This is a genomic window from Marinirhabdus gelatinilytica (assembly GCF_003353425.1).
Lineage (GTDB): Bacteria > Bacteroidota > Bacteroidia > Flavobacteriales > Flavobacteriaceae > Marinirhabdus > Marinirhabdus gelatinilytica.
The window spans coordinates 254,217-271,410 of sequence record NZ_QRAO01000004.1 but is presented as its reverse complement, the minus strand read 5'-3'; the positions used below and the strand labels follow the sequence as shown (position 1 = coordinate 271,410).

The window sequence follows — 17,194 nt, the reverse complement described above, 5'->3', positions numbered from 1 at the left end:
GCATCGGTAGTGTTCTGTCCGAAGATGGTGATCAACACCGTCGCCTGGTCACGTGCCTCTGGGGTTCCGTCATCGAATATCTCGTACACGAACTGGTCGGTCCCCTGGAAGTTAGGATCGTTCGGGACATAGGTGAACGTACCGTCCGCATTTATGGTGAGCGTCCCGTTGGATGGACCGCTTACAGGCGTCACTGCCGTATCTACCTGTTGCAGGTCACCCTGCTGGTCGTTGTCGTTGTCCAGCACGTTGCCCGTGATGGTAGCGCCCTGGTTGCCAGAGTACGCATCGTCGTTGGCGTCGGTGGTGTTGGGAAGACCGACCGGGTTCACAGTGATAGTGAGCACCGCATCGTCCGTCGCAACGGGAGCACCGTTGTCCTCAATACTGTAGGTGAAGGTGTCCTCGCCCGTGAAGCCAGCCGGTGGCGTGTAGGTGAAGTTACCGTCCGAGTCTATGGTGATGCTACCGCCCTGGTCCGTGGTGAAGGTGCCCACCGTTGTCACAACCTGTGCGTCGCCCTCCAGGTCAATGTCGTTCACGAGCACATTGCCGTCTACCGGCTCACCAACGCTTGTGGTGGCAGTATCGTTGTTGGCTATGGTCGTGTTGCCGCCGTTACCGTCACGAACCTCTATGGTTACAGTGGCAGTATCTGTGGCGACAGGGTTCCCGTCGTCCTCAATGCTGTACTCGAAGGTATCGGTACCCGTAAAGCCAGCGGGTGGCGAATAGGTATAGCTACCGTCTGCGTTAAGGACCACGCTCCCTCCCTGGGCCGTTGTGATCGTACCGGTGGTGGTAACCACCTGGTTGTCGCCCTGTAGGTCCTCATCGTTCGTAAGCACGTTGCCGCTCACGTCCATGTCCACCAAGGTGTCGTTGATATCGTCTATGGCATCGGTAGTGTTCTCACCGAAGATGGTAATGTATACCGTTGCCTGATCGCAGGCCTGAGGAGTTCCGTCGTCGCACACCTCGTACACGAACTGGTCCGGGCCTTGGTAGGTCGGGTCATTCGGAACGTAGCTGAAGCTACCGTCGGGATTCAAAGTAACCGTACCGTTGGAAGGACCACTCACAGGGGTTGTGTTCACCGTCTGGGTGTCACCCTCTGGGTCAGAATCGTTATCCGATACGTTCCCAGTGATCGTACCACCGGCGTTGCCGGCATAGGCATCATCGTTGGCATACGTCTGGTTGTTACCTGGGTTGCCATCCACAGTAATTGTAAGTACCGCACTGTCTGTAGCAGGATTTGCATTGTCATCTACGATACTATAGGTGAAGGTGTCCTCGCCTGTAAAGCCAGCGGGTGGCGTGTAGGTAAAGTTACCGTCCGCATCTATGGTGATGTTACCACCCTGATCCGTGGTAAAAGTGCCTACCGTAGTAACCTGCTGGGCATCACCCTCCAGGTCGATGTCGTTCACGAGCACGTTGCCGTCTACCGGGGTGTCTACCTCAGTACCAGCTATGTCATTGTTTGCTATGGTCGTGTTGTCGCCGTTACCGTCACGAACCTCTATGGTTACCGTGGCGGTGTCCGTGGCCTGCGGGTTGCCGTCGTCCACGATCGTGTACTCGAAGCTGTCCGTACCGGTGAAACCGGCAGGTGGTGTATACGTGTAGCTACCGTCGGCCGCCATCGTAACGCTACCGCCCTCAACCGTAGCATAGGTGCCAGTGGTTGTCACGGTCTGGGCATCTCCCTGCGCGTCCTCGTCGTTGGTAAGCACGTTACCGGCCACTGGAACATCCACGAGCGTGTCGTTGATGTCGTCTATGGCATCGGTAGTGTTCTGTCCGAAGATGGTGATCAACACCGTCGCCTGGTCACGTGCCTCTGGGGTTCCGTCATCGAATATCTCGTACACGAACTGGTCGGTCCCCTGGAAGTTAGGATCGTTCGGGACATAGGTGAACGTACCGTCCGCATTTATGGTGAGCGTCCCGTTGGATGGACCGCTTACAGGCGTCACTGCCGTATCTACCTGTTGCAGGTCACCCTGCTGGTCGTTGTCGTTGTCCAGCACGTTGCCCGTGATGGTAGCGCCCTGGTTGCCAGAGTACGCATCGTCGTTGGCGTCGGTGGTGTTGGGAAGACCGACCGGGTTCACAGTGATAGTGAGCACCGCATCGTCCGTCGCAACGGGAGTACCGTTGTCCTCAATACTGTAGGTGAAGGTGTCCTCGCCCGTGAAGCCAGCCGGTGGCGTGTAGGTGAAGTTACCGTCCGAGTCTATGGTGATGCTACCGCCCTGGTCCGTGGTGAAGGTGCCCACCGTTGTCACAACCTGTGCGTCGCCCTCCAGGTCAATGTCGTTCACGAGCACATTGCCGTCTACCGGCTCACCAACGCTTGTGGTGGCAGTATCGTTGTTGGCTATGGTCGTGTTGCCGCCGTTACCGTCACGAACCTCTATGGTTACAGTGGCAGTATCTGTGGCGACAGGGTTCCCGTCGTCCTCAATGCTGTACTCGAAGGTATCGGTACCCGTGAAGCCAGCGGGTGGCGAATAGGTATAGCTACCGTCTGCGTTAAGGACCACGCTCCCTCCCTGGGCCGTTGTGATCGTACCGGTGGTGGTAACCACCTGGTTGTCGCCCTGTAGGTCCTCATCGTTCGTAAGCACGTTGCCGCTCACGTCCATGTCCACCAAGGTGTCGTTGATATCGTCTATGGCATCGGTAGTATTCTCGTTAAATAAGGTAATGTAAACAGTTGCTTCATCACAAGCTTGAGGTGTTCCATTATCACATACGCTATATACAAATGAATCAGTTCCTTGGAATGCTGGATCATTTGGTACATATTCGAAAGTACCATCACTGTTCAAGGTAACAGTTCCATTGGTAGGCCCTGTTACCGGTGTGGTGTTTACAGCCTGAATGTCTCCTTCTGGATCTGAGTCGTTATCCAATACATTCCCATTGATTGTAGCTCCAGCGTTTCCGAAGTATGCATCGTCATTTGCAAAGGTGTAGTTTTCGGCTGGATCATCAAGTACGGTGATCGTTAACACAGCACTATCAGTTGCTGGGTTTGTATTATCATCGGTAATTGAATAGGTAACGGTGTCTTCACCCACAAAATCGGTTGGTGGTGTATAGTCAAAAGATCCATCAGCATTGAACACAATAGTTCCTCCTTGATCGGTAGTGATACTTCCTGTTGTAGTAACGGTAATAGTATCGTTTTCAGGATCAAAATCGTTTACAAGCACATTTCCTTGTACGTTAGTATTGATTTCGGTTGAAGCTGTATCGTTGTTTGCAATGGTTGAGTTGTTCTGTACAGAAATCACCTCGATAGTTACAGTTGTGCTATCTGTTGCTTGTGGATTTCCATCGTCTTCAATACTATAGTCGAAAGTGTCCTCGCCCACAAAACCTGCAGGTGGGGTATACGTATAACTTCCGTCTGCATTAATTTGAACAGTTCCGCCTTGAGCAGTAGTGAATGTTCCGGTAGTAGTTACCGTTTGGTTATCTCCTTCGTAATCTTCATCATTGGTCAACACATTTCCGCTAACGGCTGTATCGATAGGAGTATCATTAATATCTGGGATGGCATCGGTACAATTTTCAAGGATGGTTACCTGGATACTTTCAGTACAAAGATTTGCGTCGCTTACACTTATAGTATAGGTTCCAGCATCAAGATTATCGAAAGTTCCACTTGCCTGTGCGGTACCTCCGTCCAAACTGTATGCATATGGTGCGGTACCACCTGAAGCATCTACAGTTACGCTTCCTAAACCAGTACAAACTATATCTGTCTGAGTTGTAATTTGCAATGCAACGGCTTCAGCGGGCTGATCGATAGTAGCACTATCTGAAATAGTACAACCATTCGCATCGGTCACTGTAACAGAATATGTTCCAGCAGGAAGGTTGGTTATATCCTCGGTAGTAGCACCGTTACTCCAAGCAAAGGTATAAGGCTGTGTCCCTCCATTTACGGTAAGGTCCAAAGATCCTGTATTCTCTCCGAAACAACTTACATCTGTCACCGCAATACCTGTACTTAGCGCTGCAGGCTGATTTACGGTTGTGGAAGCTGTTGCTGTACATAGGGTAACATTATCTGTAACGGTTACAGTATATGTTCCTGCTGTAAGGTTTGAAATAGACTGTGTTGTTTCGCCTCCTGGGCTCCAAGCATAAGAGAAATTTCCTGAACCACCTGTTACGTTTGCTGTAGCTGTTCCATCTGCGTCTCCATTACAAGTCACTGGTGTAGAACTTGCTTGAATTGCTAGGTTTTGACAGGTACCAGGATTCACGGTTGTAGTAGCTGTAGCCATACATCCATTGGCATCTGTAACGGTTACCGTATAATCTCCAGCACTTAATCCGGTAATAGTTTGTGTGATCTCACCACCCGGACTCCAAGAATAGGTATACGGGGGTGTCCCGCCACTTGGGTTTGCTGTTGCGGTACCATCTCCAGTAGTTGGCCCACTTTCGTCTGTAGAAGTTGCTGTTACAGAAACTGCGGTTGATGGTTCGTTAATTGTTATACTTTCTTCAACAGGAGCACAAAGTGTTCCATCTATTGTTACACTTACGGTATATACGCCTGTAGTTAAATCACTAAGAGTACTGGAGGTTACCCCTGTATCAACTTGTGGTGGTACAGTATTCCAGGTAAAGGTAAACGTAGCGTTTGGATTGGCCTGAGAGCTTGCGCTTACAGTAGCACTACCTGTATCATCTCCTTTACACAATACATCGGTTATATCATCTACTGAAATAACAGCATCACAATCCTGAACACAGTTAATCACGACACTTTGTTGTGAGGTACAACCATTTTCGTCTGTTATCGTTACTGTGTATTGGGTGCCGCCAATTGGATCTCCATACAGACCAGTTGCGGTAGCAGTTGTTTGGTTATTTGGATCGTTCCATTGATAGGTATATGGTCCTACACCTCCAGAAGCTGTTGCTGTTGCTGTTCCATTGTTACATAAAGATGTAGCTGCAGCATTAGTTTTGGTAATTTCAATATTAATAGGTTCTGGCTGCGTTAAATTAACTACTAAGGAATCGGTGTTCCCAAGAGAATCTGTTACCTCTATTGTATAGTTGCCAGCGACCAGGTTATCAAATGTTGCTGAAGCTTGAGGAGTCCCGCCATTTAGTGTATAGGTATATGGAGGCACACCTCCAGAAGCGGTTACTGTAATAGAACCTGTATTATCCCCATTACAAAGTATATCTGTCTTATTATCAAGCTCTAGGACAACTTCAAATCCATCTACAAAATCATTACCACAAGAAGATTCTAGTGAAATTGTTCGTGTAATTAAGTTATCATTTGCACCATCTACGTCGGAAATTGAGATATACCCCGGAAGATCGTTTTCAACGATTTCAAATACAACTTCAGACAATGGGTCCGGAATAACAACTTCTTTCTTATAGTCACCATTGGCATCGGTAGTTACAGTTTCAGAACTTCCGTCTGAACCAGTGATATCTATTGTTACATTCGCCAGAGGGTTCCCTTGCTCATCACTAACATTACCACAAATAACTGGGTTTGTAATGAATACTGCATCTGGATCATCATAATCTGCACAGCTCACATTAAATGAATAGTATCGGTCACTGTTTCCATCTAACTTTCCAATTCGGTACGTTAGAGAAGATTTTGTTTGCCAGTAGTTGCTATATGTATAACGAGGGTCCAGGGACACATCGTCACCGGGAGCTACATTAATTGTAGTAGATTCGCCACGAATTTCGGTAGCTGTTTGTGTTATATCCAGAAATGTATTGTTGCTTACAAAATAAGCATCTGGAAGGCTTAATTCAGCATACTCACGAGTACTTACATTATCCCCATCTATATCCAACGGGGTTCCATAGAATGAGATTTCAACTTCATTACCATAGTTACCCCCAGATTCAACAAACGTTATGCTGAAAAGCACACTTTGATCGTTGTTATTAGTACTATTAATTCTTGGCTGGAACGCTTCTGGGAGTCCAGAAGAGGTAACATCTATTTCTAAAAGCGATGCGCCTCCTGCAAATTCTTCAATCCTTACAAGTGCATCTAAGGTAGTTCCGTGCGGGTTTGAAGGGAATACGTCTGCAAAACGATATACCGCCCCTACCTCTAAGGCCTGACCTGAAATTAATTGAGGGTTCACAAAATTTGAATTTTTGTAAAGCGGAGAACAATTACAATCTCTTGGCTCTGGGTCCGACACTACCTGTATTGTAACTGTAGCAGTATCTGTTTCTTCTAAATTTTCACAAGGAAAAGGGTCATCTTCTATTGTATAAGTAAAGAATGTACTTCCTACAAAACCAGTACTTGGAGTGAACGTAAAGCTTCCATTACCATTGTTTACAATACTACCATTTCCAGGTTGGGTATTTGAGATAATAGTGAAAGGGTCTCCATCGGGGTCAAAATCAACTCCGTTCCCATTATCATCCAATACATTGAATGTTATTGACTGATTGATACCGGTAGAAAATTCTTCGCCGAAGGCTACAGGAGCATCATTATCATCATCTTCAACTATATACGACACTTCACTGATACAGTTGGTGTTCGTATTTTTTACTTTAATAATGTAAGTTCCCGCTCCTATATTGTTAAACTGAGTAGACGACTGGAAGTTACCATTGTCCAAAGCGTATTTGTACTGCCCACCTGTAGGTGCAGTTATATTTAACACACCAGAATTAGGTGTATTGCCACAAGTAAATTCGGCAGTAGCCTCATCTGGATTTGGATTAACGGTAAGTGTAACTGTTGCCGTTCCGCAAATAGCTTGATTTGGTGCTGGTAAGCAAACCTCATAATCAAATGCTACAGTTCCTGTAAATCCTGGATTTGGCACATAGGTATAAGTCCCATCTGTATTTAAGGTAAAAGATTGCCCTGCAGGCGGTGGACCGGAAAGTGTATATGTTGAGTTTGCGGGAACATTGTTCCCATCGTTGAGATTGCCATTTATAGGTTCATCAACACACCCCATTCCAGTTTGGTCTACAGCATATTTTTGCAGGATAAAAACCTTTCCATCTCCATGGTCATTGGAAGCTGCAAGAAAGCGAACTTTCGTAATAAGCGATCCAGTAGGAGCAACACTGTTTAGGTGAAAAAGGCCAATAGCAATAGTTTGCCCGTTATCTTGCTCTCTTCCTGAACCCCAATAGTCCGAACCACTAGCTGGAGCGCTAAAACCCCCTCCAGTTAAATTTCCACTTGTTCTAACAAATGTATCACCTAAGGGTTGTTCAGGACCACCGCCTGCAGGAATACCAAAAAAGCGAACATATAAACAGTTGTTCCCCCCTCTTTCAGTAACCGCTAAAATTCCACCATCGTTTGAAGGAATGGGCGGATTATAAAAAAGTGTTTGCATTTGGGAGTCGGTTTCTTGCTCACCGTTTATACCATTTGCTTTATCAAAATCTAGACATATACTTCTTCCAGTAGGGTTGGACTCAAAATAGTAGTTTAAGTTTTTACTCTGGAAAGCCGCTTTAGCCTCATCATCCCAAGGAGTAGAATCTGTGATATCCATCGTAGCCGTTGCACTTGTACCAATGGTTTGTGTACCATTTAACATTACATGGTTTTCAGAATGGTTCCCAGGACCTCTTCCCAAACGGGTTAGCTGGTATCCCGAAGGTACCGCAAATGTGGGATACACCTCTCCATTGATGGTTATAGACTCAATGGTCGCAGGGTTGTCATTGTTTCCATTTTGCGTATCCTCCCACTGGAAAGTAACACCAGAGTCTATTGAAGGAGATTGTGAACCTATCTGGGATAACGCGATATTAGTTATACATAGAAAGAGCAACAACAAAATTCTTCGGGAAGCTTTGCTTACCAAAAATTTGAATGCAAAATTTTGATGGGTAGTTTTTGATATCATAGTACTACTATTTATTTCGAACACGGTTATGAATGTTAAAAATTTGAGAACATTCAGGGTGTGTAATTTTTATACAACTTATACAAAGATATAATCAATACAAGCATAAATTCTTACAATGAAAGTACTTTTAGCTGAATTGCACAATAAAGTCGATGAAGTACCCAAATTGTTTAAAAAAATCTATTTTTTTTGTAGGAAATAGCTATACGTATTTACACGTAGACCCTTATTTTAATGGTGATTGTGAGTTGCTTATAAGTAGGAAGAGTAAATCTGAAATTATACTATTTCAACGCTACTAATTACGAGAAAAGAGCAGTGTAGGTTTTTTAAACTATGTTAATTTCCTACTAAAATTTATATAAAATCGACACCCCTATTTTAGTAACATTCTTTAATAAGAAATCCTATAAATTACGATAAAAAACATTTTTTAACAGACAAAGTGCATTCAGTATCTCTTTTAATTTCTTATAATATTCTCTGAATATTCTCTAATTCATCAAAAATATCCATTCAACCACAAATATCAAGTTGCTATTTTTGGTAATAATTTGGGTAAAATGGCCACAGCAGTTGTTATCTTTGCCTTTTTCTTAAAAATATGCTTCAAAAAGAAATAGATAGACGCAAAACATTCGGCATCATCTCACATCCAGATGCCGGTAAAACTACATTGACCGAAAAGCTACTCCTATTTGGTGGTGCCATACAGGAAGCCGGCGCCGTTAAGAGCAATAAGATAAAAAAAGGTGCAACGAGCGACTTTATGGAAATTGAGCGCCAGCGTGGGATATCCGTCGCAACCTCTGTGTTGGCTTTTGAATATGGCGGGACAAAAATAAACATCTTGGATACTCCTGGCCACAAGGACTTTGCCGAAGATACTTTTAGAACCCTCACCGCGGTAGACAGCGTAATTGTTGTAATAGACGTAGCTAAGGGTGTGGAGGAGCAAACCGAAAAACTTGTCGAGGTTTGCCGTATGCGCAACATCCCCATGATCGTGTTCATTAACAAATTGGACCGTGAGGGAAAAGACGCCTTTGAGCTCTTGGATGAAATTGAACAAAAACTCAACCTGCGCGTTACACCCCTCTCCTTTCCTATTGGTATGGGGTACGATTTTAAGGGCATCTACAACATTTGGGAAAAAAATGTAAACCTCTTTAGTGGCGATAGCCGTAAGAATATTGAAGAAACCATAGAGATTGAAGATGTTGCCAATCCCGAACTTGATACCCTCGTGGGTGAAGATGCCGCAAACGAATTGAGGGAAGAGCTGGAGCTGGTGTACGAAGTATACCCGGACTTTAATAGGGAAGAATACCTCGAAAGTAAATTGCAACCCGTATTTTTTGGATCTGCCTTAAATAATTTTGGCGTTCGCGAATTGTTGGACTGCTTTGTTGAAATTGCACCAAAACCCCAACCAAAATCCAGTGACACCCGCATGGTAAAGCCTGAAGAGAAGGACTTTAGTGGGTTTGTCTTCAAGATACACGCAAATATGGATCCCAAGCACCGTGACCGTTTGGCCTTTGTGAAAATTGTTTCGGGCAAGTTTGAGCGTAATAAACCATACCTTCATGTGCGTAACGGTAAAAAATTGAAATTTTCCAGCCCCAATGCCTTTTTTGCTGAAAAGAAACAAATTGTAGATGTTTCCTACCCTGGCGATATCGTGGGCTTGCACGATACCGGTAACTTTAAAATTGGCGATACGCTCACCGAAGGAGAAGAAATGCAATACAAGGGCATCCCAAGCTTTTCTCCAGAATTCTTTAAATACATTAACAACGCAGATCCCATGAAGAGCAAACAGCTTGAAAAAGGGATAGACCAATTAATGGACGAAGGAGTAGCGCAGCTTTTTATTTTAGAACTTAACGGACGGAAAGTAATAGGAACCGTAGGTGCATTACAATTTGAAGTAATCCAATATAGGTTAGAACATGAATACGGTGCTAAATGTACCTATGAAAACTTGAATGTTCATAAAGCCTGCTGGGTAGAGCCCAAGGATCCCAAGAGTGATGAGTTCAAGGATTTCAAACGGGTAAAGTCTAAGTTTCTTGCAAAAGACAAACGTGGCCAATTGGTATTTTTGGCGGATAGTGCCTTTACACTACAGATGACACAGAGCAAGTACCCTAACGTAACCTTACATTTTGTGAGCGAATTTGAAAAGCAAGAAAATTGATTTCAGTTCTTATAGATAGATAGCTTGTATATCCAATCTGTCACCATTACCAAATTCTACCCTAAAGGCGGCATCATCGGTTAGCCCACCACCAAATACAGCTCCCTGTAAGTGTACGCTATAGTTGCCGGCATCGAGTGCTATGGTGGTAGATCGTGAATTGTATACCAAGCCCGTGGCTGTATCGCAGTTTATATTAGTATATACAACACTTGTCATCCCGTAAGATTTTGAAGTGTTTGCTGTAGAACCATTTCCTAAGTAAAAGTAGTTATGTGCTACTTTGGCCCTACCATCGTCAATCTTGGCTGTACCATCATAGGTCGAAAAATCCAAAGCAACATAATAGGTAATCACTACCATGGCTCTTTGGGTAAGTGTAAAGTTTTTTTGGTACAATTCTGCCGAGTTGAGAGCAGAGTTAGACTGTGTTTGTACCACAACTGGTGATGGGATGTTTGATTCTGAAGATATTTCTCCTGAAAGTTTCCCAAGGGTTAAAGTCCCATCCTTATCTGCTACCACATTGTAGGTAGAGGAGCCACCTAAATTATTTGTGTTTTGTGAACTGTTCAATCCATCAATTCTAACTGTGCTTCCAGTTCCCGCAATATGCAAGGCTTCTTGTGGACTTGTTGTTCCTACTCCCACTTGTGCTTTAATTGCGCCTACCGCAACAAGGGAAAGAATGAAAGTTGTAATTATATTTTTCATAAGTAGTAATTTAATGGGGTTGTACTGTTGTTTTATTGTGTTTTCTACATTTAATTTTGAAGCAACGGGGCATTTGCATTTCCAGAGTTGCACTCACAGCCTACATCGGCTCCTCTTTCATACGTAATGGTTACGGTAGAAGAGTCGCAGGTGAAAATATTCGGGAATGGTAAGCAAACGTTATATTCAAAGGTCACATCGCCTGTATACCCTACACTTGGAGTGTAGCTATAACTACCATCTGCATTAAAAGTGAAGGCTTCTCCTTCTGGGGTTGGACCACTTACCAGTGTAAAAGTTGACCCAGTCGGGACATTATCTCCATCCACAGTTCCATTGAAGGGAACATTCATACAGCTTTTCTCGGTTTTGGGCACCGCATAGCGTTGGAGGATAAAAAACTTACCATCTCCGTGGTCGTTGGTAGCTCCCAATAAATCTACTCTAGTAATTACTGAACCTACCGGGGCGAGGTTATCCAGAACAAAAATCGCAATTCCTATGGTTCCATTGTTTTCTACCACCCTACCAGAGTTCCAGTAATCTACACCTGCAGGAGGAGGATTGAACTGTGGTCCCGTTTGTGTAGTATTGGAACGTACAAAGGTATCTCCCAAAAATTGCTCAGGGCCTCCTCCTGCCGGAATTCCATATACTGAAACATAATAGCAGTTGTTGGCATTTCGCTCTGTAATGGCCACTATCCCACCTTCATTGGAAGGTATTCCCGGACTGTAATTAAGAGATTGAATCTGTGCCGTTGTTGTTGCTACAGCACTGAAATTATTGCAGATATTCCGTCCGTTGTGGTTAGACTCAAAATAGTGGTTTAGGTTTTTATCCTGGAAAGCAGCTAGTGCATCTGCGTTCCAATCTGGGTTGGAGCTATTATTATTTACGGTAGTACCATTTTGGATGATAGTGTTTCTGCTATGGCCCTGAGGACCTAAGCGCGTAAGTGTATACGAAGTAGGAGCGGCGATAGATTGAAAAACCTCACCATCAATGGTAATAGAGTTGAGGGTCGCCGGATCGTTATTGTTCACCTGAACGTCCGCCCATTGAAAGGTAACACCTGTTTGTACAGATGGGGCTTGGGTTTGCCCTACACCAGTATAGAATGCTAGTAGGGACAGTAATATTGAAAACATCAATACCGATGTTTTGCACTTAGTAGGTATAGTTAGTTCCATAAGTTCAATTTGGGTAGTCTTTATAAGATAATAACTCGCGTTACTTGGGGCTATCTTTAAAAGACACTTCAAATATATGGGACATAAAGTGTTTTCCTACAAGGCTTTATAATATATTCGTTGAAATATTACATATAATCGTTCAACTGCATTTTATAGCAATTTTACTTACAAATTTTTAATTGTGATGAATAGTATTTAATCTAAATCTGATTCTTATTAGGGCGTCATTTAAATCCTGAAGTATCCCTATACATACTTTAAAGCATACACTTTATTACAAAAAAAACTCGCTTTTAGCGAGTTTTATAATTTTAGGCTTCTCCAGTTGGGCCAAAGTTAATAGGAATTGGAGGCTGCTTATAATCTTTAATTTCACCGTGTTGCTTTTCAAATCTTGCAACATTGTCGTGCATTGCTTTTAGGAAACGTTTTGCATGCTGGGGCGTTAAAACAATCCTAGACTTTACCTTACTTTTTGGCACGCCGGGCATTATACATACAAAATCTACCACGAACTCACTTTGTGAATGATTGATGATCGCCAAATTGCTATAGATTCCCTGAGCGGTCTCTTGGTCCAACTCAATATTTATCTGTCCTTGTTTTTGTTTGTTATCTTCTGCCATAGTTTATTTTTTTAAGCATCTTATGCTTTTTATATTCTATCAATTTACATATTAAAAAACAAAATCCCGCAACAGTGTCACGGGATTTTTCACATTCATATAAGGTTTCAACTATCCTTCCCTAGTAATAAGGCAAGGAATACCCAGATATTTGTTTACATTCAAAAACCCGATTAGTTATAGTTTACTTCTTGTTTTTCTTTCGTCATCTCCTCGAATTCTTCTTTAGAGCCCACGATAATTGTATCATAATTTCTCATACCTGTACCGGCAGGGATTTTATGTCCTACAATAACGTTCTCTTTCAATCCTTCAAGGGTATCTACCTTACCGCTCACGGCAGCTTCATTCAATACCTTAGTGGTCTCTTGGAACGATGCCGCAGATATGAACGACTTGGTTTGTAACGACGCTCTTGTAATACCCTGTAAAATAGGTGTAGCAGTAGCATTAACTGCTTCACGGGCTTCTACCAAGGTTTTATCGGCACGACGTAGGATAGAGTTTTCATCACGTAGGTCACGTGGTGAGATGATCTGTCCTTCTTTTAAGTTTTCAGAATCTCCAGCGTTTTCAACCACTTTCATCCCAAAAATCTTATCGTTCTCCTCGATAAAGTCATCCTTGTGTACCAATTGGTTCTCTAGGAATGTAGTATCTCCCGGATCCACAATTCGCACCTTACGCATCATCTGTCTCACAACTACCTCGAAGTGCTTGTCGTTAATCTTAACCCCTTGCAAACGGTATACTTCCTGAACTTCGTTCACCAAGTATTGCTGTACTGCAGATGGGCCTTTGATACGCAGGATATCCTCTGGTGTTGTTGAACCATCGGACAGTGGCATACCTGCGCGAACGTAATCGTTCTCCTGTACCAAGATCTGGTTGCTCAACTTCACCAAGTATTTCTTGATCTCGCCAAGCTTAGACTCTACGATTATCTCACGGTTACCACGCTTTATCTTTCCGAAGGAAACTACACCATCTATCTCACTTACAACAGCTGGGTTGGATGGGTTACGTGCCTCGAACAATTCGGTAACACGGGGAAGACCTCCCGTAATATCACCTGCTTTGGCAGATTTACGCGGTATCTTAACCAGTACTTTACCTATCTTGATCTTCTCGCCATCGTCTACCGAGAGCAATGCTCCTACCGGTAAGTTGTAAGAACGAATTACTTCGTCTTTCTTACCTAGGATTTGAAGCGTTGGTATTTTCTTCTTATCTCTAGACTCTGTAATTACTTTTTCTTGGAAACCTGTTTGCTCATCTATCTCAACAGCATAGGTTACACCTTGTACGATGTTCTCGTATTTAATTTTTCCAGCAAATTCTGAAATGATCACACCGTTATAAGGATCCCACTGGCAAACTACATCGCCTTTCTTCAGTTTCTGTCCGTCTTTCACAAAGATGGTAGAACCATAAGGGATTACATTGGTACTTAAGGTAATTCCTGTTTTTTCGTCTACTAACTTCAGTTCCGAAGTACGTGAAATCACGATATCTACCGTGTTACCTTCTGAATCTTCACCCTTAACGGTTTTCAGATCTTCAATTTCGGCCTTACCATCAAACTTAACGGTAAGTTTATTGTCTTCTGAAATGTTACCTGCAATACCACCCACGTGGAAGGTACGCAAGGTTAACTGTGTTCCGGGCTCTCCAATAGATTGTGCTGCCACAACTCCTACCGCCTCACCACGCTGTACCATTTTGTTGGTCGCTAGGTTACGGCCGTAACATTGTGCACAAATTCCTTTCTTGGCTTCACAGGTAAGCGCCGAACGTACTTCGATAGTCTCAACCGGTGAAGAATCTATTGTTTTTGCAATAGCTTCGGTAATATGGTCTCCAGCATTTACGAGTACTTCTTTAGTGAGCGGGTTTATAACGTCGTTCAACGAGGTACGTCCCACAATACGAGAACCAAGATTCTCCACCACTTCTTCGTTTTTCTTCAATGCTGAAACTTCAATACCACGTAAGGTTCCACAATCTTCGGTATTGATGATCACATCTTGCGATACATCTACCAATCTACGTGTTAAATACCCTGCATCGGCCGTTTTAAGGGCGGTATCTGCAAGTCCTTTACGGGCACCGTGGGTAGAGATAAAGTATTCTAAAATTGAAAGTCCTTCTTTAAAGTTCGAAAGAATTGGGTTTTCAATAATCTCGCCTCCACCACTGTTCGATTTTTTCGGCTTTGCCATCAAACCACGCATACCTGTAAGCTGGCGGATCTGTTCTTTAGATCCACGTGCTCCAGAATCAAGCATCATATATACCGAGTTGAACCCTTGCTGGTCCTCACGGATACGTTTCATAGACAGTTCGGTCAACTCTGCGTTGGTTGCCGTCCATATATCAATTACCTGGTTGTAGCGCTCGTTGTTGGTAATAAGACCCATATTATAGTTTCCTACAATAGCGTCTACCTGTGTATTGGCATCGTCTATCATGCTTTGCTTTTCTGCAGGAATAATAATATCCCCTAAGCTAAAGGACAGACCACCCTCGAATGCAAACTTGTATCCAAGACTTTTAATCTCGTCAAGGAATGCTGCTGTAACGGGTACGCTTGTTACTGCCAATATATTTCCAATAATATCACGAAGCGATTTTTTGGTCAATACTTCATTGATATAACCTGCTTTCTCTGGCACTTGCTCGTTAAAGATCACACGGCCTAGCGTGGTTGTAATAATTTGGTTTACAAGCTCGCCTTCTTCGTTAAAATCTTTTGTGCGTATCTTGATTTCGGCATTAAGGTCTACTCTCTTCTCGTTATAAGCGATGATCGCCTCTTCAGCCGAGTAGAAGGTTAAGCCTTCTCCTTTTACGGTGTATTGTTCGTCTGTCTTACGGAGTTTGGTCATATAGTAAAGACCCAAAACCATATCTTGCGATGGTACCGCTACCGGGCTACCGTTTGCAGGGTTCAAGATGTTGTGCGATGCCAACATTAACAATTGTGCTTCCAAAATTGCCTCGGGCCCCAAAGGAAGGTGCACCGCCATCTGGTCACCATCAAAATCGGCGTTAAATGCCGTACACACCAATGGGTGTAACTGGATTGCCTTACCCTCTATCAACTTAGGCTGGAAGGCTTGTATACCCAAACGGTGCAATGTAGGAGCACGGTTCAGTAATACTGGGTGTCCTTTAAGGACATTTTCCAGGATATCCCAAACCACAGGTTCTTTCTTATCTATAATCTTCTTTGCAGATTTTACTGTTTTTACAATCCCTCTTTCAATCAGTTTTCTGATTACGAAAGGTTTGTACAGCTCTGCTGCCATATCCTTCGGAAGACCACACTCATATAGTTTCAGTTCTGGTCCTACAACGATTACCGAACGTGCTGAATAATCCACACGTTTACCAAGTAAGTTCTGGCGGAAACGTCCTTGCTTTCCTTTCAATGAATCTGAAAGTGACTTCAATGGACGGTTGCTATCGGTTTTTACTGCTGACGATTTACGCGTGTTATCGAACAATGAATCTACTGATTCCTGTAACATACGCTTTTCGTTACGCAGGATCACCTCCGGTGCCTTGATCTCCATCAAGCGCTTGAGACGGTTGTTGCGAATAATCACACGACGGTACAGGTCATTAAGATCTGAAGTTGCGAAACGACCACCATCCAACGGTACCAATGGGCGTAATTCTGGTGGAATTACCGGTACCACTTTCATAATCATCCACTCTGGGTTGTTCTCGCGGTTCTTGTTTGCATCACGTAACGCTTCCACTACTTGAAGGCGTTTTAAGGCTTCAGTTTTACGTTGTTTAGAGGTTTCGTTGTTTGCTTTGTGACGTAGTTCAAAGGACAATTCATCCAAATTGATACGTTGTAGCAACTCTATCAAACACTCTGCTCCCATCTTGGCGATAAACTTGTTAGGGTCGCTATCGTCCAAGTATAAATTTTCCTGTGGAAGGCTGTCCAGGATATTAAGGTATTCTTCTTCAGTAAGGAAGTCCATTTTTTGTACGGGCTCTCCTTCTTCGTTCTTCGCGATACCTGGTTGGATTACTACATAACGCTCGTAGTAAATAATCATATCCAACTTCTTAGAAGGTAATCCAAGAAGGTATCCTATTTTGTTAGGTAAGCTACGGAAGTACCAAATGTGTGCAACGGGAACCACCAAGTTGATGTGCCCCACACGGTCACGGCGTACTTTCTTTTCAGTTACCTCTACTCCACAACGGTCACACACGATACCTTTATAACGGATACGCTTGTATTTTCCACAGGCACACTCATAATCCTTTACAGGACCAAAGATACGCTCGCAGAACAAACCGTCACGCTCTGGTTTGTGTGTACGGTAGTTTATAGTTTCGGGTTTGAGCACCTCTCCACGAGACTCGGCCAAAATTGATTCTGGCGATGCCAAACCGATAGAAATCTTATTAAATTTCTTTTGTTGTTGTTCGTTATTATTTCTTGCCATAATGCTGTATAATAATCTTGTTGTTGTTTGAAATGGGGCTTCATTTTAAAAAAACCCCTAG

General features: G+C 43.6%; 6 protein-coding genes. 1 reads left to right on the top strand and 5 read right to left on the bottom strand.

Annotated elements, in window-relative coordinates; translation table 11 throughout:
* Positions 1 to 7,916 (bottom strand): Ig-like domain-containing protein (locus tag C8D94_RS15340; protein WP_115124295.1); only part of this gene is annotated, 7,916 nt, incomplete at its 3' end.
* Positions 7,917 to 8,523: 607 nt separating this feature from the next.
* Here C8D94_RS15340 and C8D94_RS12535 point away from each other — a divergent pair.
* Positions 8,524 to 10,122: a peptide chain release factor 3 gene (locus C8D94_RS12535; protein ID WP_115124294.1), complete on the top strand. Its 1,599-nt coding sequence runs from the start codon at positions 8,524 to 8,526 to the stop codon at positions 10,120 to 10,122.
* Between the two features lie 9 nt (positions 10,123 to 10,131).
* On the opposite strand, the gene C8D94_RS12530 is transcribed toward C8D94_RS12535, so the two are convergent.
* The 4 genes from C8D94_RS12530 to rpoC form a co-directional block, all read right to left on the bottom strand.
* Positions 10,132 to 10,836 carry a hypothetical protein gene (locus tag C8D94_RS12530; RefSeq protein WP_147278552.1) on the bottom strand — a complete coding sequence of 235 codons (705 nt, stop codon included), beginning with the start codon at positions 10,834 to 10,836 and terminating at the stop codon, positions 10,132 to 10,134.
* Positions 10,837 to 10,886: 50 nt separating this feature from the next.
* A complete protein-coding gene (locus tag C8D94_RS12525) occupies positions 10,887 to 12,029 on the bottom strand; it encodes an Ig-like domain-containing protein (RefSeq protein WP_147278551.1) in 1,143 nt (380 codons plus the stop codon).
* A 314-nt stretch (positions 12,030 to 12,343) separates the two neighbouring features.
* Positions 12,344 to 12,658, bottom strand: a complete 315-nt coding sequence (locus C8D94_RS12520) for a DUF3467 domain-containing protein (RefSeq protein ID WP_115124291.1) — start codon at positions 12,656 to 12,658, stop codon at positions 12,344 to 12,346.
* A 173-nt stretch (positions 12,659 to 12,831) separates the two neighbouring features.
* Positions 12,832 to 17,133 (bottom strand): DNA-directed RNA polymerase subunit beta', encoded by a 4,302-nt coding sequence (rpoC, locus tag C8D94_RS12515; RefSeq protein WP_115124290.1) that lies wholly within the window; start codon positions 17,131 to 17,133, stop codon positions 12,832 to 12,834.
* Between the last annotated feature and the right edge of the window lie 61 nt (positions 17,134 to 17,194).

Coding starts and splice junctions, on each gene's coding strand:
- C8D94_RS12535 (WP_115124294.1), top strand. CDS start 8,524: ATGCTTCAAAAAGAAATAGATAGACGCAAAACATTCGGCATCATCTCA.
- C8D94_RS12530 (WP_147278552.1), bottom strand. CDS start 10,836: ATGAAAAATATAATTACAACTTTCATTCTTTCCCTTGTTGCGGTAGGC.
- C8D94_RS12525 (WP_147278551.1), bottom strand. CDS start 12,029: ATGGAACTAACTATACCTACTAAGTGCAAAACATCGGTATTGATGTTT.
- C8D94_RS12520 (WP_115124291.1), bottom strand. CDS start 12,658: ATGGCAGAAGATAACAAACAAAAACAAGGACAGATAAATATTGAGTTG.
- rpoC (WP_115124290.1), bottom strand. CDS start 17,133: ATGGCAAGAAATAATAACGAACAACAACAAAAGAAATTTAATAAGATT.